This window comes from Streptomyces sp. NPDC015139 (genome assembly GCF_043079785.1).
Classification (GTDB): domain Bacteria; phylum Actinomycetota; class Actinomycetes; order Streptomycetales; family Streptomycetaceae; genus Streptomyces; species Streptomyces albidocamelliae.
In genome coordinates this window covers 81,430-100,100 of record NZ_JBIBUW010000006.1, presented here as the reverse complement: position 1 = coordinate 100,100, position 18,671 = coordinate 81,430, and the positions used below count along the sequence as shown (strand labels likewise).

The 18,671-nt window shown below is 73.5% G+C and carries 19 protein-coding genes; 12 read left to right on the top strand and 7 right to left on the bottom strand.

Annotation, left to right across the window (positions count from 1 at the left end):
• Positions 1 to 62 precede the first annotated feature (62 nt).
• Positions 63 to 1,247, bottom strand: coding sequence for an ROK family protein (locus ACF08B_RS18050; RefSeq protein WP_392318228.1), 1,185 nt, complete (start codon positions 1,245 to 1,247; stop codon positions 63 to 65).
• A 117-nt stretch (positions 1,248 to 1,364) separates the two neighbouring features.
• Between ACF08B_RS18050 and ACF08B_RS18045 the strand changes: the two genes are divergently transcribed.
• Together ACF08B_RS18045 and ACF08B_RS18040 are read left to right on the top strand one after the other, a co-directional pair.
• Complete coding sequence (locus ACF08B_RS18045; RefSeq protein WP_392318227.1) at positions 1,365 to 2,798, top strand: APC family permease; 1,434 nt, start codon at positions 1,365 to 1,367, stop codon at positions 2,796 to 2,798.
• Positions 2,799 to 2,873: 75 nt separating this feature from the next.
• On the top strand, positions 2,874 to 3,641 hold the full coding sequence (locus tag ACF08B_RS18040) for an ArsR/SmtB family transcription factor (protein ID WP_392318554.1): 768 nt from the start codon (positions 2,874 to 2,876) through the stop codon (positions 3,639 to 3,641).
• 113 nt (positions 3,642 to 3,754) lie between these two features.
• Here ACF08B_RS18040 and ACF08B_RS18035 read toward each other — a convergent pair whose 3' ends face one another.
• Positions 3,755 to 4,192: an SPW repeat protein gene (locus ACF08B_RS18035; RefSeq protein WP_392318226.1), complete on the bottom strand. Its 438-nt coding sequence runs from the start codon at positions 4,190 to 4,192 to the stop codon at positions 3,755 to 3,757.
• A 204-nt stretch (positions 4,193 to 4,396) separates the two neighbouring features.
• Between ACF08B_RS18035 and ACF08B_RS18030 the strand changes: the two genes are divergently transcribed.
• A complete protein-coding gene (locus ACF08B_RS18030) occupies positions 4,397 to 5,422 on the top strand; it encodes a MerR family transcriptional regulator (RefSeq protein WP_392318225.1) in 1,026 nt (341 codons plus the stop codon).
• Positions 5,423 to 5,495: 73 nt separating this feature from the next.
• Here ACF08B_RS18030 and ACF08B_RS18025 read toward each other — a convergent pair whose 3' ends face one another.
• The gene (locus ACF08B_RS18025; protein WP_392318224.1) at positions 5,496 to 6,869 is read right to left on the bottom strand and encodes a cryptochrome/photolyase family protein; all 1,374 of its coding nucleotides are present in this window, start codon (positions 6,867 to 6,869) and stop codon (positions 5,496 to 5,498) included.
• Positions 6,870 to 6,919: 50 nt separating this feature from the next.
• On the bottom strand, positions 6,920 to 8,437 hold the full coding sequence (locus ACF08B_RS18020) for an SDR family oxidoreductase (RefSeq protein WP_392318223.1): 1,518 nt from the start codon (positions 8,435 to 8,437) through the stop codon (positions 6,920 to 6,922).
• A 216-nt stretch (positions 8,438 to 8,653) separates the two neighbouring features.
• Between ACF08B_RS18020 and ACF08B_RS18015 the strand changes: the two genes are divergently transcribed.
• Together ACF08B_RS18015 and ACF08B_RS18010 are read left to right on the top strand one after the other, a co-directional pair.
• Positions 8,654 to 8,830 (top strand): hypothetical protein, encoded by a 177-nt coding sequence (locus ACF08B_RS18015; RefSeq protein ID WP_392318222.1) that lies wholly within the window; start codon positions 8,654 to 8,656, stop codon positions 8,828 to 8,830.
• 74 nt (positions 8,831 to 8,904) lie between these two features.
• A complete protein-coding gene (locus tag ACF08B_RS18010; protein WP_392318221.1) occupies positions 8,905 to 9,258 on the top strand; it encodes a VOC family protein in 354 nt (117 codons plus the stop codon).
• Between the two features lie 355 nt (positions 9,259 to 9,613).
• On the opposite strand, the gene ACF08B_RS18005 is transcribed toward ACF08B_RS18010, so the two are convergent.
• Complete coding sequence (locus ACF08B_RS18005; protein WP_392318220.1) at positions 9,614 to 10,648, bottom strand: acyl-CoA dehydrogenase family protein; 1,035 nt, start codon at positions 10,646 to 10,648, stop codon at positions 9,614 to 9,616.
• Positions 10,649 to 10,768: 120 nt separating this feature from the next.
• Between ACF08B_RS18005 and ACF08B_RS18000 the strand changes: the two genes are divergently transcribed.
• From ACF08B_RS18000 to ACF08B_RS17970, 7 genes are all read left to right on the top strand, one after another.
• On the top strand, positions 10,769 to 11,119 hold the full coding sequence (locus ACF08B_RS18000; protein ID WP_093481047.1) for a YciI family protein: 351 nt from the start codon (positions 10,769 to 10,771) through the stop codon (positions 11,117 to 11,119).
• Between the two features lie 16 nt (positions 11,120 to 11,135).
• A complete protein-coding gene (locus ACF08B_RS17995) occupies positions 11,136 to 12,335 on the top strand; it encodes an RNA polymerase sigma factor (protein WP_392318219.1) in 1,200 nt (399 codons plus the stop codon).
• A gap of 117 nt (positions 12,336 to 12,452) precedes the next feature.
• Positions 12,453 to 13,775, top strand: a complete 1,323-nt coding sequence (locus ACF08B_RS17990) for an aldehyde dehydrogenase family protein (protein WP_392318218.1) — start codon at positions 12,453 to 12,455, stop codon at positions 13,773 to 13,775.
• A 79-nt stretch (positions 13,776 to 13,854) separates the two neighbouring features.
• Positions 13,855 to 14,760: an aldo/keto reductase gene (locus ACF08B_RS17985; protein ID WP_392318217.1), complete on the top strand. Its 906-nt coding sequence runs from the start codon at positions 13,855 to 13,857 to the stop codon at positions 14,758 to 14,760.
• A gap of 333 nt (positions 14,761 to 15,093) precedes the next feature.
• The gene (locus ACF08B_RS17980; protein WP_093479739.1) at positions 15,094 to 15,471 is read left to right on the top strand and encodes a BlaI/MecI/CopY family transcriptional regulator; all 378 of its coding nucleotides are present in this window, start codon (positions 15,094 to 15,096) and stop codon (positions 15,469 to 15,471) included.
• Positions 15,472 to 15,632: 161 nt separating this feature from the next.
• A complete protein-coding gene (locus ACF08B_RS17975; protein WP_093695389.1) occupies positions 15,633 to 16,025 on the top strand; it encodes a VOC family protein in 393 nt (130 codons plus the stop codon).
• Positions 16,026 to 16,062: 37 nt separating this feature from the next.
• The gene (locus ACF08B_RS17970) at positions 16,063 to 17,133 is read left to right on the top strand and encodes an adenosine deaminase (protein WP_392318216.1); all 1,071 of its coding nucleotides are present in this window, start codon (positions 16,063 to 16,065) and stop codon (positions 17,131 to 17,133) included.
• Here the strand turns inward: ACF08B_RS17970 and ACF08B_RS17965 are convergent.
• Together ACF08B_RS17965 and ACF08B_RS17960 are read right to left on the bottom strand one after the other, a co-directional pair.
• Entirely contained in the window at positions 17,115 to 17,630 is a 516-nt protein-coding gene (locus ACF08B_RS17965; protein ID WP_392318215.1) for a DUF664 domain-containing protein, read from the bottom strand. The genes ACF08B_RS17970 and ACF08B_RS17965 overlap by 19 nt on opposite strands.
• Positions 17,631 to 17,658: 28 nt before the next feature.
• Positions 17,659 to 18,579 (bottom strand): LysR substrate-binding domain-containing protein, encoded by a 921-nt coding sequence (locus tag ACF08B_RS17960; RefSeq protein WP_392318214.1) that lies wholly within the window; start codon positions 18,577 to 18,579, stop codon positions 17,659 to 17,661.
• Between the last annotated feature and the right edge of the window lie 92 nt (positions 18,580 to 18,671).

The following is an 18,671-nucleotide window of genomic DNA, read 5'->3' as shown; positions in this document are numbered from 1 at the left end:
TTCACGCTAGGTGTCCCCGGAGGCTCAGTCAACGACCCCGGCCGTGACGGGGGCCGCGAGGGTCAGGATCCGGCCGTCCGGCGCTCGAAGACCACGTCCCGCGCGGTGTCCAGCGCCGTGGCCACCGCGCCCAGCAGCACCGCGTCCTCGCCGAGCCGGCTCGGCACGATCCGCGGGCGCAGTGGGGTGAGGGCGCGCACGTGCTCCCGGACCGGCCGCAGCAGCAGGTCGACGCTGTGCCCGAGACCGCCGCCGAGCACCACCAGATCCGGGTCGAGCACGGCGGCGGCCGCCGCGACGGTGTGCGCGATCCGCTCGCCCTCCAGCTCCACGGCGCGCGCGGCGGCCGGATCGCCCCGCCGGGCCGCGTCGAACACGGCCTTCGCGGTCAGCTGCCCGCTCATCCCGAACCGCCGGGCGCTCTCCACCACGGCCACGCCCGACACCGCGTCCTCCAGCCGCTCCGGCTTCTGCCGGCCCGGCCAGGGCAGGAAGCCGATCTCCCCGGCCAGCCCGTGCGCTCCCGTGAACAGCCGCCCCTCGCTGACGACCCCCATGCCCAGGCCGGTGCCTATGAGGATGTACGCGAAGAGCCGGCTGCCCTCACCGACGCCGTACGTGTACTCGCCGAGCGCCGCCAGATTGGCGTCGTTGTGCACCTCCAGGGGTACGCCCAGCTCCTCGCGCATCCGGTCGACGATCCCGGTGCGCCCCCAGCCCGGCAGGTGCATCGCGTACCGCACCCGGCGCTGCCCCTCGTCGTACACACCGGGCGTACCGATGACGCCGTGCACCACCTCGGCCGGGTCCACGCCCGAGTTCTCCACCACCTGGCGGGCCGTCCCCACGACCAGGTCGGCGAGCGCGGCGGAGGCGCGGGTCCGGTTGCGCACGTCGGCCCGGGCGGCGACCGTGCCGTCCAGGTCGACCACGGCCACCCGCAGCCAGCCCCGGCCGATGTCCACGCCGAGCGCGTACCCGGCGGCCGGATCGGGGGCGTACAGCACGGCGGTGCGCCCGCGCCCGGGGGCGTGGGTGCCTGCCTCGCGGACCAGGCCGGCCGCCTCCAGCGAGGCCAGCGCGCTGGAGACCGTCGGCTTCGACAGGCCCGTCTCGCGGGCCAGTTGCGCACGCGACGCGGCACCGGCGCCCCGCAGCCGGTCCAGCAGCAGCCGCTCGTTGGTACTGCGCAGGCGGCGGCGGCTCCAGGGCTGTTCCTGCTGCTCCACGGCGTCGCTGACGGGCATCGCACCATTCTCGTGCATTTCTGACGCATACTTGACGCCTCTAGTAAGGCTCCTTAACTTTATCGGCCAGTCGGCCCCGCCGGGTGCCGTCGAGCGCCCGCCGCGTCAGGAGTCCCCATGTCCGGTAGCCCGCCACCCACGGGTGGCTTCGTCCGTCGCGTCGGCCAGTTCCAGGCGACGGCCATCAACATGAGCCAGATGTGCGGCATCGGCCCGTTCGTGACGATCCCGCTGATGGTCGCCGCGTTCGGCGGCCCGCAGGCGGTCATCGGGTTCCTCGCCGGCGCGCTCCTCGCGCTGTGCGACGGACTGGTCTGGGCCGAGCTGGGCGCCTCGATGCCCGGCTCCGGCGGCAGCTACGTCTATCTGCGCCAGGCCTTCCAGTACCGCACCGGACGCCTCGTGCCGTTCCTGTTCGTGTGGACGGCGATGCTGTTCATTCCGCTGATCATGTCCACCGGCGTGGTCGGTTTCGTCCAGTACCTCGGCTACCTCGCCCCCGGCCTCGGGCGGACGTCCGGCGACCTGATCGGACTGGGTGTCATCGCCCTCGTCGTCGTCCTGCTCTGGCGCGGCATCGAGCACATCGCGCGCATCACCGCCGTCATGTGGACCGTGATGATCGCCTCGGTCCTGCTGGTGATCGCCGCCGCCGCGACGGACTTCAGCCCGCACCGGGCCTTCACCTACCCGGCGGGCGCCTTCGACCTGACGAGCGACCACTTCTGGCTCGGCTTCGCCGCGGGCCTGACCATCGGCATCTACGACTACCTCGGCTACAACACCACCGCCTACATGGGCGCCGAGATCAAGGACCCGGGCCGCGTCCTGCCCCGCTCCATCGTCTTCTCGATCCTGGGCATCATGGCGATCTACCTGCTGCTCCAGATCGGCACGCTCGGTGTCGTCGACTGGCGCCGGATGGCCGACCCGCACGACATCGCCTCCACCTCCGTGGCCTCCGCGGTGCTGGAGGAGACCTGGGGCAGGGGCGCGGCCGACGTGGTGACCGTACTCATCCTGGTCACCGCGTTCGCCTCCGTGTTCACCGGCCTGCTGGGCGGCTCCCGAGTGCCCTACGACGCCGCACGCGACCGGGTCTTCTTCCGGCCGTACGGGAAGCTGCACCCCCGGCACCGTTTCCCGATGCTGGGCCTCGCCACCATGGGCGTGATCACCGCGGTCGGCTTCCTGATCGGCCGCCACACCGACCTCGCGACGCTGATCCAGCTGCTCACCACGGTGATGGTCCTCGTGCAGGCGCTGGCCCAGATCGTCGCGCTGACGGTGCTGCGCGGGCGGCGGCCGGAGATGCCCCGCCCGTACCGGATGTGGCTGTACCCGGTGCCGAGCGTCCTGGCCTTCGCCGGCTGGTGCGTGATCTACGCGTACGCCGACCAGAACTCCCCGGGGCGCCACCCCGTCGAGTGGTCCCTGGCCTGGCTGGCCCTCGGCTGCGTGGCCTTCCTGGTCTGGGCCCGGCTGGAGAGGGTGTGGCCGTTCGGGGCGAAGGAGATCAGCGAGGAGTACACCGTCGTCGCGGTGAGTTAGGACCGTGCGCGGCCGTTTGACATGCAAGTGATTGCCTGCATAACGTTGAGTGTGCGATCGGAGAGCGACAGCGGGATGGACAAGGTCTTCAAGGCGCTCGCGGACGACACCCGCAGACGCCTGCTGGACCGGCTCCACGAGAACAACGGCCAGACCCTGGGCGAGCTGTGCGAGCACTTCGCCATGTCCCGCCAGTCGGTCACCCAGCACCTGGCCCTCCTGGAGGCCGCCAACCTCATCGGTACGGTGCGGCGGGGGCGGGAGAAGCTGCACTACCTCAATCCGGTCCCGCTCCACGAGATCCAGGAGCGGTGGATCGACAAGTTCGAGCGTCCGCGCCTGCAAGCGCTCGGCGCCCTCAAGCGACGAGCCGAGGAAGCCATGACCGGCAAACCGAGTTTCGTGTACGTCACCTACATCGCGAGCACCCCCGAGAAGGTCTGGGAGGCGCTCACCGACGCCGACCTCACGGCCGCCTACTGGGGCCACCGGAACGTCTCCGACTGGCGGCCCGGATCCCGCTGGGAACACGTCCGCACGGACGGCTCCGGCATCGCCGACGTGGTCGGCCGGGTCGTGGAGAGCGAGCCGCCCACCCGGCTGGTCACCACCTGGGCGGCACCGGACCGGGAGGAGCAGGAGGACCGGCACTCCCGGGTCACCTTCGAGATCCGGCCGTACGAGGACATCGTCCGGCTGACCGTCGTCCACGAGGACCTCAATGACGAGGGGGAGCGCTCCGACGTGGCCTCGGGCTGGCCGGCCGTGCTCTCCAACCTCAAGTCGCTGCTGGAGACCGGCCGCACCCTGCCGCAGGAGCCCTGGCTGGTCCCGGGCCACTGAGCGGGCACGTGAAAGGCCGGTCCGCACGGGCGGGCCGGCCTTCCGGAATTCCTGTTCTGTCGTGTGCCTGTGTTTCCAGTGTGTCGTGTCCTTCCTTCCCTCGGTCCTCGCTTCTACGGCCTGGGGGTGCTCTTCACCGCCGTGACGGCGCACACCAGTCCAAGGGCGAGCGCGAGCGCGCCGATGACGATGTTGTTGACGATCACCCCGGTGTCCGGGCTGCTGCCCACGATCCACGGAGCGATGATCATCCAGATGCCCATGGCGCACATGGCCCAGCTGAGGCCGTACATCCGTTCGGGGGCCCTGGTGAATCCCAGTGCGAGCAGGCCTATCGCTATCCCCATGATCAGGTTGTGGGTCATGAGTGCCGGCTGGCTCAACGAGTAGTGCACGATCCACGGAGATGCCGCGCAGTACAGACCGAGCAGGAAGACCGGCCCGTCCACGAGCGCCACATCACGACCGCCGAGCATCCGGGCGTACCGCGCCCGCATCTCGGAGACATCGGGGTGGGTCGACATATCACCCCTGTGCGAGACGTCGGCCATGACTCGTCTCCTTCGACTTTGCAGGCCAGACCACGTCTGGTGTGAGTGCGACAAGCACCGCCTACCCAGTTTGCGCTTATTGAGCCTTTATGTGTAGGCCCGAGTCCAGTTGTCGTTCCTGCACGACGGTCGATGCCCGTCCCGGGGCCGGACCCGGCCCCCGCGCCCCCACGCGCAGCGTTTCTGCGTCGTATCGTCGGGGCCATGGACGACCAGCAGGGCCGCGCCGCACCGGACGCCGCGTCTCCCGTACCGGCCCTGACCACCGGCGCCCTCGCCCGCAGGCTCGGCCTGTCACCGACCACCCTGCGCTCGTGGGACCGCCGCTACGGCATCGGTCCCGCCCGCGCCGACGGGCGCCACCGGCGCTGGACCCCGCACGACGTGGCGATGCTGGAGACGATGTGCCGGCTGACCTCGGCCGGCGTCCCGCCCGCGGAAGCGGCCCGCGCCGCGCGGGAGGAGGGGCCGGACGAGGCAGGGGAAGCACGTCCCGGCGCGCCGGACACGGCCCCGCCGGCGCGGGACACGCCGGACGGGACGGCCGCCGCGCGCACCCGGTCCGGCGGGGTGCTGCCGCTCGGCACCGCCGTCCGCACCGAGTGCCGCGGCCTCGCCCGTGCCGCGGTGCGCCTGGACGCGCCCGCGGTCGAGGAGCAACTGGCCACCGCCGTCGCCGAGTACGGCGTGGTCAACGCCTGGCAGGAGGTGATGATGCCGACGCTGCACGCGGTGGGCCGCAAGTGGGCCTCGTCCGGGGACCGTTACGTGGAGGTGGAGCACCTGCTGTCCTGGCACGTCTCCACCACCCTGCGCCGCCACACCCGGCCCGCCGCCGCGGTGGGCGGACCGCCCGCCCCGGGACCCGTGATCCTCGCCTGCGTACCCGGCGAGCAGCACACCCTCCCCCTGGAGGCGCTGCACGCGGCACTGAGTGAACTCCGGGTGCCTGCGCGGATGTTCGGCGCCGCCGTCCCGGCGGAGGCGCTGGTCGCGGCGGTACGGCGGCTGGGACCGGCCGCCGTGGTGCTCTGGGCGCAGGCACGCTCCACCGCGAGCCCGCCCCTGGCCCGGCACATCGGGGACATGCGGTGGGGGGTGAAGGGCGCCCGCGCGCACCCGCTGGTCGTCCTCGGCGGCCCCGGCTGGGCGGGCCGCCCGGCCCCCGGCCTGCTCCGCCCCACCACCCTCACGGAAGCGCTGGACCTCCTGTCGAGCGGTTCGCGGTAGTCGTCCGGCGCCGGCGTATGCGCGCGGTGCGGCATCCGGGCCTGCCGGGCGGGTTGCGGTGGCCCGCAGTTCGTCACTCGCGGCCCCGGGCGCGGCGGAACCGGGCGAGGCCCTCCGCGAGGTCCACGACCGGGTCCGGGTAGCCGGCCGCCGCCGACCGGTCCCGGCCGCGCAGTTTCCAGGGTTCGTGCACCGCCCCGCCCTCGACGTCCGCCAGCTCGGGCACCCATCGCCGTACGTACGCGCCGTCGGGGTCGTGCCGCTTGCCCTGGGTCAGGGGGTTGAGGACCCGGTTCGGGCGGGTGTCCGTGCCGGTTCCCGCCACCCACTGCCAGTTCAGCTGGTTGTTGGCGATGTCCCCGTCGACCAGCAGGTCGAGGAAGTGCCGGGCCCCGATGCGCCAGTCCACGTAGAGCGTCTTGGCGAGGAAGCTCGCGGTGAGCAGCCGCGCGCGGTTGTGCATCCACCCCTCGTGGCGCAGCTGCCGCATCGCCGCGTCGACCACCGGGTATCCGGTACGGCCCTCCCGCCACGCCTCCAGGTCCTCCCGGGCCGTCCGCGCGGACCGCCAGCGGTCGTGCTTGGTCCGGTAGTCGGCCGTGGCCGCGTCCGTCCGCGCCGCCAGCACCTGGCGGTGGAAGTCCCGCCAGGCGACCTGCCGCACGAACGCCTCCGCCCCGGGACCGCCCACCCGGCGGACGCGGTGGACGACCTCGACCGGGGACAGCGTGCCGAAGTGCAGGAACGGCGAGAGCCGGGAGGTGGCGTCCCCGGCCATGTCGTCGTGCCGGTCCTCGTAGGCGGCCACCCCCGAGCGCAGCCAGGCGGCGAGCCGCTTGCGGCCCAGGGTCTCGCCGCCCTCGGCCAGCCCCGGCGACACCCCCGCCGTGGACCGGGACGGCAGTTCCTCGGAGCCGACGCCCGCCGGCACGCGTACCGCCCGGGGCGCACCGAGCGGGTCCCGCAGCCGCCGCCCCGACCACTGGCGGAAGTACGGCGTGAACACGGCGAAGTGGTCCGAGGAGGCGGGCGTCACCGCGCCGGGCGCCACGGCCGTCGTCACCGTGTCGTGGACGTGCAGCCGCCGTCCCTCGGCCTCCAGGGCGCTGCGCAGCCGCCGCTCCCGCAGGTGCGCGTAGGCGCTCACGTCGGCTGCCATGTGCACGTCGTCGGCGTCCGCCTCGGTGACCGCCTTGCAGACCTCCTCGACGACGTCCCCGGAGCGCACCACCAGCCGCCCGCCACGCCTGCGCAGGCCGGCGTCCAGGTCGCGCAGGCAGTCGTCGAGGAAGGCCAGCCGGTTGGGCGCGCCGCGGAACGGGTCCGCGATGCCGCTGTCCCGTACGAAGAGCGGCACCACCTCGTGGCCCCCCTCCAGGGCGGCGCGCAGCGGCGGGTGGTCGTGCAGGCGCAGATCGGCGGTGAACAGGACGACGGAGGTGGGCATGGGATGGCTCCGGGGGCGGTGCGAGGCTGTCGGGTGCCGGTGGGCGTCGGTCAGACGGGTGTGCGCGCCGGCCGGGTGGACGCGGCGGCGGCCCGGGCGATGTTGCGGGCCATGCCGCCGAACACGAGGGCGTGGAACGGCGAGATGCTCCACCAGTAGGCGTGGCCCAGCAGGCCGTGCGGATGGAACAGGGCGCGCTGGCGGTACCGGCTGCGGCCCGTGCCGTCCGGCTCGGCGTACATCTCCAGCCAGGCCAGCCCCGGCAGCCGCATCTCGGCGCGCAGCCGCAGCAGGTGCCCCGGCTCGATCTCCTCCACCCGCCAGAAGTCCAGCGAGTCGCCGACGCGCAGCCGCTGCGCGTCCCGGCGTCCCCGGCGCAGTCCGACCCCGCCGACCAGCCGGTCCAGCACCCCCCGCAGGTTCCAGGCGAGCGGGAAGGAGTACCAGCCGTTCTCCCCGCCGACGCCCTCGATCACCCGCCACAGCGCGGGCACGTCCGCGGCCACCGAGGCCGTGCGCCGGTCGGCGTAGAGGCTGCCGCCCGCCCAGTCGGGGTCGGTGGGCAGCGAATCGCTGGGGGCGCCCGGCACCGCGGCGGACGACCAGCGGGTGGTCACCCGGGCCTCGCGCACCCGGCGCAGGGCCAGCCGTACGGACTGGTCGAAGCCGAGCGGATGCCCCGGCGGGTCCGGCACGTACCGCGCGATGTCGTGCTCGTGGCAGACGACCTCGTGGCGCAGCGACTCCGTGAGCGGGCGGGCGATGCCGGTGGGCACGGGGGTGACCAGGCCGACCCAGAGGCTGGACAGCCGCGGGGTGAGCACCGGCACCGGGAAGATGAGCCGGCGGGGGAGATTCGCCACGCGCGCGTACCGGATCATCATGTCGCGGTACGTCAGGACGTCCGGTCCGCCGATGTCGAACGTCCGGTTCACGTCGGCGGGCATGTCGGCACTGCCCACGAGGATGCGCAGCACGTCCCGTACCCCGATGGGCTGGATACGGGTGCGCACCCAGCTCGGGGTGATCATCACCGGGAGCCGTTCGGTGAGGTAGCGAAGCATCTCGAAGGAGGCCGAGCCGGAGCCGATGATCACCGCGGCGCGCAGCACGGTGGTGGGCACGCCCGAGTCCAGCAGGATGCGGCCGACCTCCGTCCGGGACCGCAGGTGCGGGGAGAGCTCGCCCTCGGGAACTTCCCTCGGTGTGAGGCCGCCCAGGTAGACGATGCGGCTCACGCCGGCGGCCCGGGCCCGTTCCCCGAAGATCCGGGCGGCGCGGCGGTCGGTCGCCTCGAAGTCCCTGCCCGTGCCGAGGGCGTGCACCAGGTAGTAGGCCACGTCCACGTCCCGCATGGCCTCGGCCACCGAGGCGGAGTCGGTGACGTCGCCGCGTACCACCTCCACCTCGCGCGCCCACGGCTGGTCGCGGAGCTTGCCGGGGGAGCGGGCCAGACAGCGCACCCGGTGTCCGGCGGCCAGCAGATCGGGTACGAGGCGGCCGCCGATGTATCCGGTCGCGCCCGTCACCAGGCACAGCCGCCCGTCCGTGGGCTCGTCTTCCCGCATCGCTTCCGTCCTCCGGCTCGGCGCTTCTCCTGCCCTTTCCGGTTCCGTGCGGGACGCGGATGCACTCCCCGTCCTCGGTCATGGGACCGGTACGGACGCACCGTTCGGGTCACGTCGGCGGCCCCTGGGTGACATGTCCGCAGCGATCCGGGGCAGCGGAGATGTACAGGACGCACATTCCGTCCGACGGTGGAACGCTGGAGGTGACCGGCCGTCATGAGTGCGAAGGTGTTGGAACGGTTCCCCGCCGGGGCGCCGCGTGGATCGTGGCCGGCGGAGGAGTACGCGGCGGCCCGCCGCGCCGAGGGTGAACCCGCGACCGTGGTGATGGATCTGAGGTCCGACGCCTTCCTGGTGGTCGTCGTGGGGCAGGAGGACGACGCCCGCCCCTGACGCCCACTTCGCCGGGACCGGTCCCGGCGCCGAGGACGGGGACAGCGGTGTCGCCGTCCTGGCAGGATGGCGGCATGGAACGTGTACTGGGAATCGGTGGGTACTTCCTGCGGGCGGCCGACCCGTCGGCGCTGAACACGTGGTACCGCGACTGCCTGGGTCTGGACGCCGACGAGCACGGCCTGTGGCGTCAGGGGGACGGGCCGACGGTCTTCGCGACCTTCGAGTCCGGGACCGACTACTTCGGGTCCCCAGGCCAGCGGACCATGCTCAACTTCCGCGTCCGCGACCTGGACGCCATGCTCGCCCAGCTGCGCGCCGGGGGAGCGGACGTCGCCGAGGAGACGCAGGAGATGGAGGGCGTCGGCCGCTTCGGCTGGGTCACCGATCCCGAGGGCAACCGGATCGAACTGTGGCAGCCGGCCTGACGCCCCGCTGCCGCTGACCTCGGCCGCCCGGGCTCGCATCGACCGACCCCGAGCCCGGCTCCGGACCGACGGCGCGACACCGGACCACCCGTGGCATCGGGGCAAGACCGGTCTCGGCCGCGAGGCGTCAGCGCCCCCGGCGATGCCCCCGGTGGGTCTCTCGCAGAGGTGTCGGCGCCGCGCTCGGCAGTCTCGCTCACGTCCCGGCCGGGGCACGGTCGGGTGCGTCGCGTGGGGCTCGGCCATTTGTGGGCCCGCGCCGGTCGGCCGTCTGCCGCGCGAGGCGTCGGCGCCACCTCGGCAGCGCCGCCCGTACCCCCGGGAGGCGGTCAGGGCTTCGTCGCGTCGGTCTCGCTCACGCCCCCGTCAGCGCGGCCAGGTGGGCCGTGCGGGACTCGGTCGTCTGGCCTTGTACCAGCAGGAACAGCGCCTCTCTTGCCAGGCGTTGGGCCCGGCTCGTGAGGGCCATCGCACGGCCGCCCCCGGCGACCACCGCCGCCGTCGTGGCCGCACCCAGCACCTGGTACGCCTGCGCGCGTACCGCCAGCCGTTCCGCGGCCCGCTCGTCCGGCGCCGGGTCGTCGGCGAGGGCGTAGGCCCGGCGGCGGACGTCGGCCACACGGGCCCGCAGCGACCCGGCCGTCGCCTCGTCCAGCAGTGACAGGGCGGCCTCCGCGACGCCGAAGACCGCCGGATTGGCGTTCAGCGTCCTGGCCCGGTCCCCGGCCGCCCATCGCGCGTGGGGCGTCCGCAGGGCCACCGCGTCGTCCGGCAGCCACAGCCCGTCCAGCTCCAGCGACACCGTACGCGCGGCGGTGAGCGCCGCGAGCCGCATCGGCGGCGAGGCCTTCAGCCCCGGCTGGTCGTGCGCCTCGGCGAAGGCGAACAGCGCCTCGTCCGCGTCGGTCACCCCGGCCAGCAGCATGACGTCGTTCAGGCCCCACCCGGTGTACCAGGGAACCGTGCCCTCGAACCGCCAGCCCCCCTGCCACCGGCGGACCCGCACCGGGACCCGCGGGAACGACCGCAGATGCGCGTACGCCACCCCGGACAGCAGCTCCCCGCGCGCCAGCGGCCCCAGCAGCCGTTCCCGCACCGGCAGTCCGCTCCGTGCCAGGGTCTGCACCGGCGTATGGTGCTGGGTCTGCACGAACCACGTCGAACAGCACGCCCCGGCCAGGATCTCCGCGGTCTCCCGCAGCACGGCCGCCGACGCCCCGGAGCCGCCGTACTCCACCGGCGCCACCACCCCGAGCAGCCCGGACCGTTTCACCGCCTCGACATGACTCGCGGGCACGCCCTCCTGGTCCACCCGCTCGGCCTCGGGGACCAGCAGATCCGCCGCGAGCCGGCGGGCGCGGACGACCAGGGGGTGCGCGTCGGCGTTCATGCGGAAGATTCTTCCGGACTTTTTCCGCGCCGCTCGGCGCGCGGTGTCGATCCGGGGCCCGGCCGTTCGTGTAGGAGGTGACGGACAGCCCGACACGGGCACGACGCCATGGAGGACGTCATGAAGCACTACCTGCTCAGCGTGGTCCAGCCGGCCGACGGCACGCCGCCCGCCACCGAGGAACTCGCCGGGATCATGCGCGATGTCGAGGCCTTCAACGACGAGCTGCGCGCCGCCGGCGCCTGGGTCTTCGCGGGCGGCCTGCACGGCCCCGAGACCGCCACCATGCTCCGCCCGAAGGACGGCGACGTCCTCATCACCGACGGCCCCTACGCCGAGGGCAAGGAGTACCTGGGCGGACTGTGCCTGATCAAGGCGGCCGACCTGGACGAAGCCCTGGAGTGGGGCCGCAGGGCCGCCCTCGCCACCACCCTGCCCATCGAGGTACGGCCCTTCGTGGACCAGCACTGACGCCGGAGCCGCACCGATGACCGCCCCCGACGCCGAGGCCGTCTTCCGCGCGGAGTACGGGCGTGCGGTCTCCGTCCTCATCCGCTTCCTCGGCGACATCGACCTCGCCGAGGAGGCGGTGCAGGACGCCTTCGCCACCGCCGTGCGCACCTGGCCGGAGACCGGCCCGCCACCGAGCCCGGCCGGCTGGATCATCACCACCGCCCGCAACCGGGCCGTCGACCGGCTGCGCCGCGAGTCCTCCCGGCAGGCCCGGCACGCCGAGGCCGCCCGCCTGTACGCGCCCGACCCGACCCCGGAGGAGGGCCCCGTGCGCGACGACCGGCTCCGTCTGATCTTCACCTGCTGCCACCCCGCGCTCGCCCTCCAGGCCCGCGTCGCCCTCACCCTGCGCCTGCTGGGCGGCCTGAGCACCGCGCGGATCGCCCGCGCCTTCCTGGTGCCCGAGCCCACCCTCGCCCAGCGGCTGGTCCGCGCGAAGGCCAAGATCCGCGACGCGGGCATCCCGTACCGCGTGCCCCGCGACGCCGACCTGCCCGGCCGGCTCGACGGTGTCCTCGCCGTCGTCTACCTGATCTTCAACGAGGGCCACACCGGCGACGCGGCCCTGTGCGCGGAGGCCCTGCGCCTCGGCCGTCTCCTCGCCGAGCTGATGCCCGACGAGCCCGAGGTCACCGGCCTGCTCGCGCTGATGCTGCTGAGCGAGTCCCGGCGCCCGGCGCGGCAGGCCCCCGACGGCGCCCTCGTCCCGCTGCCCGAGCAGAACCGCGCCCTGTGGGACCGGGCCCTCGTCGCCGAGGGCCAGGACCTGGTCCGCCGCTGCCTGCGCCGGAACCGGCCGGGGCCGTACCAGATCCAGGCCGCGATCCAGGCGGTGCACAGTGACGCGCCCACCGCGGCAGCCACCGACTGGCACCAGATCCTGCGCCTGTACGACCAGCTCATGGCGGTGGCGCCGTCCCCGGTGGTCGCCCTGAACCGGGCCGTGGCCGTGGCCGAGACCGAGGGCCCCGGATCCGCCCTGGCTCTCGTGGACGCGCTCGGCCTGGACCGCTACCACGTGCTGCACGCCGTACGCGCCGACCTGCTGCGCCGCCTGGGCCGCCCCCGCGAGGCCGTCGCCGAGTACGCCCTCGCCGCCGAGCTCGCCGGGAGCGCGGCCGAGCGGGCGTACCTGGAGCGCCGCGGCCGCGGAACGGCCGTCCCGCCGACGTGACCCGCGTCACCGGTGATCACCGGAATGAACTTGAGAACCTGAAAGGTTGGCATATACACCTGACCTTTCGATCATGGCCCGGGCCGCACCGGCCCGTGCCGCACCAGCGAGGCACCCGTGAACCTCTCCAGCACCGAGCAGCCCGCCGACGTCGTGGCCCGGCTGCGCGCCACCTTCGCCACCGGCCGCACCAGGCCCGTGGCATGGCGCACCGCCCAGCTGCGCCGCCTGCGCGCCCTGCTCACCGAACGCGGCGCCGACCTCGCCGCCGCCCTCCGCGCCGACCTCGGCAAGAGCGAGACCGAGGCGTACCGCACCGAGATCGACTTCACGGTCCGGGAGATCGACCACACCCTGGAGCACCTGGACGCCTGGCTGCGCCCGGAGCCCGCGCCCGTCCCGGCGCACCTCGGCCCCGACGCCACCGCCTGGACCCAGGTCGACCCCCTCGGCGTGGTCCTGGTCATCGCCCCCTGGAACTACCCGGCGCAGCTCCTGCTCGCCCCGATGGTCGGCGCGCTCGCCTCCGGCAACGCGGTCGTCGCCAAGCCGAGCGAGCTGGCCCCGGCCACCTCGGCCGCGCTGGCCGAGCTGATCCCCGCCTACCTCGACACCGACGCGGTCGCCGTCGTGGAGGGCGGCGTCCCGGAGACGACGGCCCTGCTCGCCGAGCGCTTCGACCACGTCTTCTACACCGGCAACGGCACCGTCGGCCGGATCGTGATGCGCGCCGCGGCCGAGCACCTCACCCCGGTCACCCTCGAACTGGGCGGAAAGTCACCGGTGTTCGTGGACCGCGGCACCGACCTCGACACGGTCGCGGACCGGCTCGCGCGGGGCAAGTTCCTCAACGCCGGCCAGACCTGCGTGGCTCCCGACTACGTCCTGACCGACCCCGGGACCGCCGCCGCCCTGGAGGCCGCCCTGGTCCGCGCCGTCGAATCCCTCTACGGCACCGACCCGGCCGCCTCGCCCGAGTACGGGCGGATCATCGACGAGCGGCACTTCGACCGGCTGTCCGGTCTGCTCGGCTCCGGCCGCGTGGCGGTCGGCGGCGTGGGCGACCGCACGGCCAAGTACCTCGCGCCCACCGTCCTCGCCGACGTCGACCCCGGCTCCCCCGTCATGCGGGAGGAGATCTTCGGCCCCATCCTGCCGATCGTCACCGTGGCCGGCCTGGACGAGGCGATCGCCTTCATCAACGACCGCGACAAGCCCCTCGCCCTCTACGTCTTCACCGAGTCCGACGAGACCCGCGCCCGCATCGCCGCCGAGACCTCCTCCGGCGGACTCGGATACGGGCTGCCGCTCGCCCATCTCACCGTCTCCGACCTGCCCTTCGGTGGTGTGGGGGAGAGCGGCATGGGCAGCTACCACGGTCGCTGGTCCATCGAGACCTTCAGCCACCGCAAGGCGGTCCTGTCCAAGCCGCTGGCCTGACCGGCCGCACCCGCGACGCCGGGGGCCGGCGGGCCGTCATGCGGTGCCCCGGCCGGGTGCCCTGTGCGACACTCCGCCGATGACTGCAGAAACGATCACCGCGGACGCCTCCGGAACCTGGAAACTCGGCGACCTGCCCGTCCACCGCATCGGCTTCGGCGCGATGCGGCTGACGGGCAGTGCCGCCTTCCACCACGGCACCCCGAGCGACCGGGAACGGTCGCTCGCCGTCCTGCGCAGGGCCGTGGAGCTCGGGGTGAACCACATAGACACGGCGGCCTTCTACTTCTCGTCGCTGCGTTCCGCCAACGAGCTGATCAACAGCGCCCTTTCGCCGTACCCCGACGACCTCGTCGTCGTCACCAAGGTCGGCCCCCACCGTGACCACCAAGGCGAGTGGGGGACCGCGGCGCGCCCCGACCAGCTGCGCGGACACGTCGAGGAGAACCTCCGGCAACTCGGGCGCGACCACCTCGACGTCGTCAACTTCCGCCGCCAGCGCCAGGATTCGATCGCGGAGCACTTCGGGGCCCTCGCCGAGTTGCGGACGGCGGGTCTGATCCGGCACCTCGGCGTCTCCGCGGTGGAGCCGCGGCACCTGGCTGAGGCGCTGGAGATCGCGCCGGTGGTGTGCGTCCAGAACCGGTACGCCGTGGACCGTCCCGACCCCGTGGGGGACGAGGTCCTGCGGCTGTGCGGGGAGCACGGCATCGCCTTCGTCCCCTTCTACGCCGTGGCCGGGGACGCCGGGGAGCTTGGTGCGACGGCCGCCCACGACGAGGCGGTGCTCTCCGTCGCCCGGGCGCACGGCGTCGGCGCGGCGCAGGTCCGGATCGCCTGGACGCTGCACCAGGGGCCGCACATGCTCGCGATCCCCGGCACCGGCAACCCCGCTCACCTGGTCGAGAACGTCGCCGCCGGCGCGATCGAACTCACCGGCGAGGAGCTGGCCCGGCTCGACGCGGCCCGCACGCAGACCGGCTGACGCCGGCGCCGCAGGGGGCCTCGGTCGTTCCCGCACCTCTGTCCGTCGGGTGCGGCCGGGCCCGGCCCGCGGGCTCAACGGTGACCGCCACCGGAACGCCGGGCCGAGGAGCGGCCCCGGCACTCCGGGCGGCCGGGCCGATGGTCCGCGAGACAGGGCGAGTGGGATCGGCGGTGCCGTCACCACGGCCGGGCTCGCGACGGGCATCCGCCGCCGGGGGTGCCCGGCCGGTCACCGGCAGGGCGCTCGCCCGCCGACGGCACCGCCGGGCGAGCGGCTAACTACAATCGTGTAGACGGGACCGCGGACGACGACGGGGTGAGGGACCTTCCCATGACCGAGGCCAAGGACGAACGCCGGCCGGCCGGTGAACTCGAAGCGAGCGTCATGGCCGCGCTGTGGGCCGCGGGCACGCCCCAGACGCCCGGTCAGGTCCAGCGCAGTCTCGGGACGGAACTCGCCCGTACGACGGTGACCACGATCCTCTCCCGCCTGCACGACAAGGGGGTCGTCGACCGGCGGCGCCAGGGCCGCGGCTACGCCTACCAGCCCGTGCGGGACGCCCAGGACACCCACGGCCTCACCGCCCGCCGGATGCACAGCGAGCTGAACCGGGACAGCGACCGCGAGACCGTCCTCGCCCGCTTCGTCGCCCAGCTCAGCCCGGACGACGAGCGCATCCTGCGGGACCTGCTCGAATCCGACGGCTGACGCCCGCGCCGCTTTCGCTCGTGCCGAGGTGATCCAGGGACGGACGGCCCTGAGGCCGATCCCCGCTCCGCCCTTGTAGCAACGCGCGTAGAACAGAGACTGGCGTCCGCATAGTTTTACGTATAACCTCACCGGCTAACCACCCCCACCGGAAGGTTCCGATGCGACGCGTCGCCCTGGTCACCCTCGTCGTCGACGACTACGACGAGGCCATCCGCTTCTACACCGAGGCCCTCGGCTTCCGCCTGGTCGAGGACGCCCCGCGGCCCGACGGTTCCCGCTGGGTCGTGGTGGAACCGGGCGGCGGCGCGACCGCGACCGGACTGGTCCTGGCCCGCGCCAAGGACGAGGGCCAGCGCGCCCGCGTCGGCGACCAGACCGGTGGACGCGTCGGCTTCTTCCTGCACACCGACGACTTCGCCCGCGACCACGCCCGGATGACCGCCGCCGGTGTGACCTTCCTGGAGGAGCCCCGGTACGAGCCGTACGGCACCGTCGCCGTCTTCCAGGACCTGTACGGCAACCGCTGGGACCTGCTCCAGCCCGCCGCCTGATCTCTCCGTGAACCACCTGCCGAGGAAAGACCCTGCCATGACCGCGCCCCGCATCGACACCGAGACCCTCCGCCGGCTGCCCAAGGCCGTGCTCCACGACCACCTCGACGGCGGCCTGCGCCCCGCCACCGTCGTCGAGCTCGCGGCCGCGGTCGGCCACCAGCTGCCCACCACCGACCCCGACGAGCTGGCCGCCTGGTACTTCGAGGCCGCCAACTCCGGTGACCTGGTCCGCTACATCGCCACCTTCGAGCACACCCTCGCCGTCATGCAGACCCGCGAGGGCCTGCTGCGCGTCGCCGAGGAGTACGTCCTCGACCTCGCCGCGGACGGTGTCGTCTACGCCGAGGTGCGCTACGCCCCGGAGCTGAACACCAACGGCGGGCTGACGCTCGCCGAGGTCGTGGAGACCGTCCAGGAGGGTCTCGCCGCGGGCATGGCCAAGGCGGCCGCCGCCGGCACCCCGGTCCGCGTGGGCACCCTGCTGTGCGGCATGCGGATGTTCGACCGCGTCCGCGAGGCCGCCGAGCTGGCCGTCGTCTACCGCGACGCCGGTGTCGTCGGCTTCGACATCGCCGGCGCCGAGGACGGGTTCCCGCCCGCCGAGCACCTCGCGGCCTTCGAGCACCTGCGCCGCGAGAGCGTGCCGTTCACCATCCACGCCGGCGAGGCGCACGGCCTGCCCAGCATCCACCAGGCCCTCCAGGTCTGCGGCGCCCAGCGCATCGGCCACGGTGTCCGCCTCACCGAGGACATCGTGGACGGCAAGCTCGGCCGCCTCGCCGCCTGGGTGCGCGACCGCCGGATCGCCCTGGAGATGTGCCCCACCTCCAACCTCCAGACCGGCTGCGCCACCTCGATCGCCGAGCACCCGATCACGGCCCTGAAGGACCTCGGCTTCCGGGTCACGCTCAACACCGACAACCGTCTGGTGTCCGGTACGACCATGACCCGGGAGATGTCCCTGCTGGTCGAGGAGGCCGGCTGGACCGTCGAGGACCTGCGCACGGTCACGGTGAACGCCCTCAAGAGCGCGTTCATCCCGTTCGACGAGCGCAACGCCCTCATCGAGAACGTGGTCCTGCCGGGTTACGCCGCCGCGCTCTGAAGCAGCCCCCGCAGGTAGGCCGCCTGTCCGACGTGCTGAAGGTCGTCGGACAGGACGCTGACCAGGCGGACCCCCAGGGTGACCGGGGGGTCCCAGCGTTCGTCCACCACGCGTTCCAGGTCCTTGGCGGCGAGCCCCCGCAGGGCGCCGAGGGTCTGCTCGTGCACGGCGTCGTGGTACCCGGTCAGCAGGTCCGCCGAGTCGACCCGCACCTTCGCGACCTTGGCCGGACTGTGCCCGTAGCCGGTGTCGTGCCGGGGCAGGCCCAGGTCGAGGCGCTTGTCCCAGCCCTGGGAGAGCCACACCTGCTCCAGGCCGAAGGCGTCGGCGAAGTGGTCGTCCTGCACCCGGGTGAGGTGCCAGACGAGCCAGGCGACGGAGTTGGCGTCGGGTGCCGGGCGCCGGTGGAGTTCGTCCGGTCCGAGGCCGTCGAGGGCGGCATGGACTTCTTCCCGGATGCGGCCGAAGCCGTCGATGAGGATGTCCTTCGCATGCATACCGTCCACCATCGCAAACCGCGGCCGCTCACGCGTCCGGGCTCCGCGGACCCTCCTCGGGTGCCGTCGTACCGCCGGTTTCGAGGAGCGTGACGAGCGCGCGGGCGGCGGGGCTGGTGGACCCCTCCGGCGGCAGCAGGGCGACCGTCTCGTACTCCGTCTCGCTCGTCCCCTTGATCGGCAGCGCCGTCAGCGAGGGCCGCTTGTGCCGGAAGTGCCGGGGTACGACCGCGATCCCGAGGTTCTCGTCCACCAGGTCGAGCAGGCTGTGCACGTCGTTGACCTCCAGCGCCACCGTGCGCCGGACACCGGCCGCGGCGAACGCGGCGTCGGTGGTGCGGCGCGGCCCCCAGTCCGGATGGAAGTCGACGAAGACCTCGCCCAGCAGGTCCTCCGGGGCGAGGACGGCCGCGGCCGAGGCCAGACGATGGCTGGGGTGGCACAGCACGGTCATCGGCTCGGCGGTCAGCGACACCGACCGCAGCTGGTCGCTGTCCGCCTGGGTGCGGTAGGCGAAGGCCAGGTCGAGCCGTCCGGCCGCGACCTCCTCCGCCAGTGCGCCCGAACCCGCCTGGCGCAGCCGGATCTCGACGTCCGGGTGGCGCCCCCGGAACGCGGCCAGCAGCCGGGCCACGTGCACCCCCGCGATGCACTGCTCGGTCCCCAGGGCCAGCGTGCCGCGCAGCACGCCCTGGACCGCGGCCACCGCCTCGTGCGCCGACCGCACCTGTGCGAGGATCCGCTCGGCCTCCCCCAGCAGCGCGCGCCCGGCCTCGGTGAGCGTCACCCGCCGGGTGGTCCGCACGAACAGCGGCGCCCGCAACTCCCGCTCCAGCGCCCGGATGGACGCCGACAGACCCGACTGGGACACCATCAGACGCTCGGCGGCCCGGGTGAAGTGCTGGTCCTCGGCGACGGCGACGAAGTGCTGGAGATGGCGCAGTTCCATGATTGAGAAGCCTAACCGCACAATCGCATCGGATTCTTCTGTTGGACCGCTGCCCGGCGGCCGCGCCAGAGTGGAAGCGTTCCCGGGCGGCC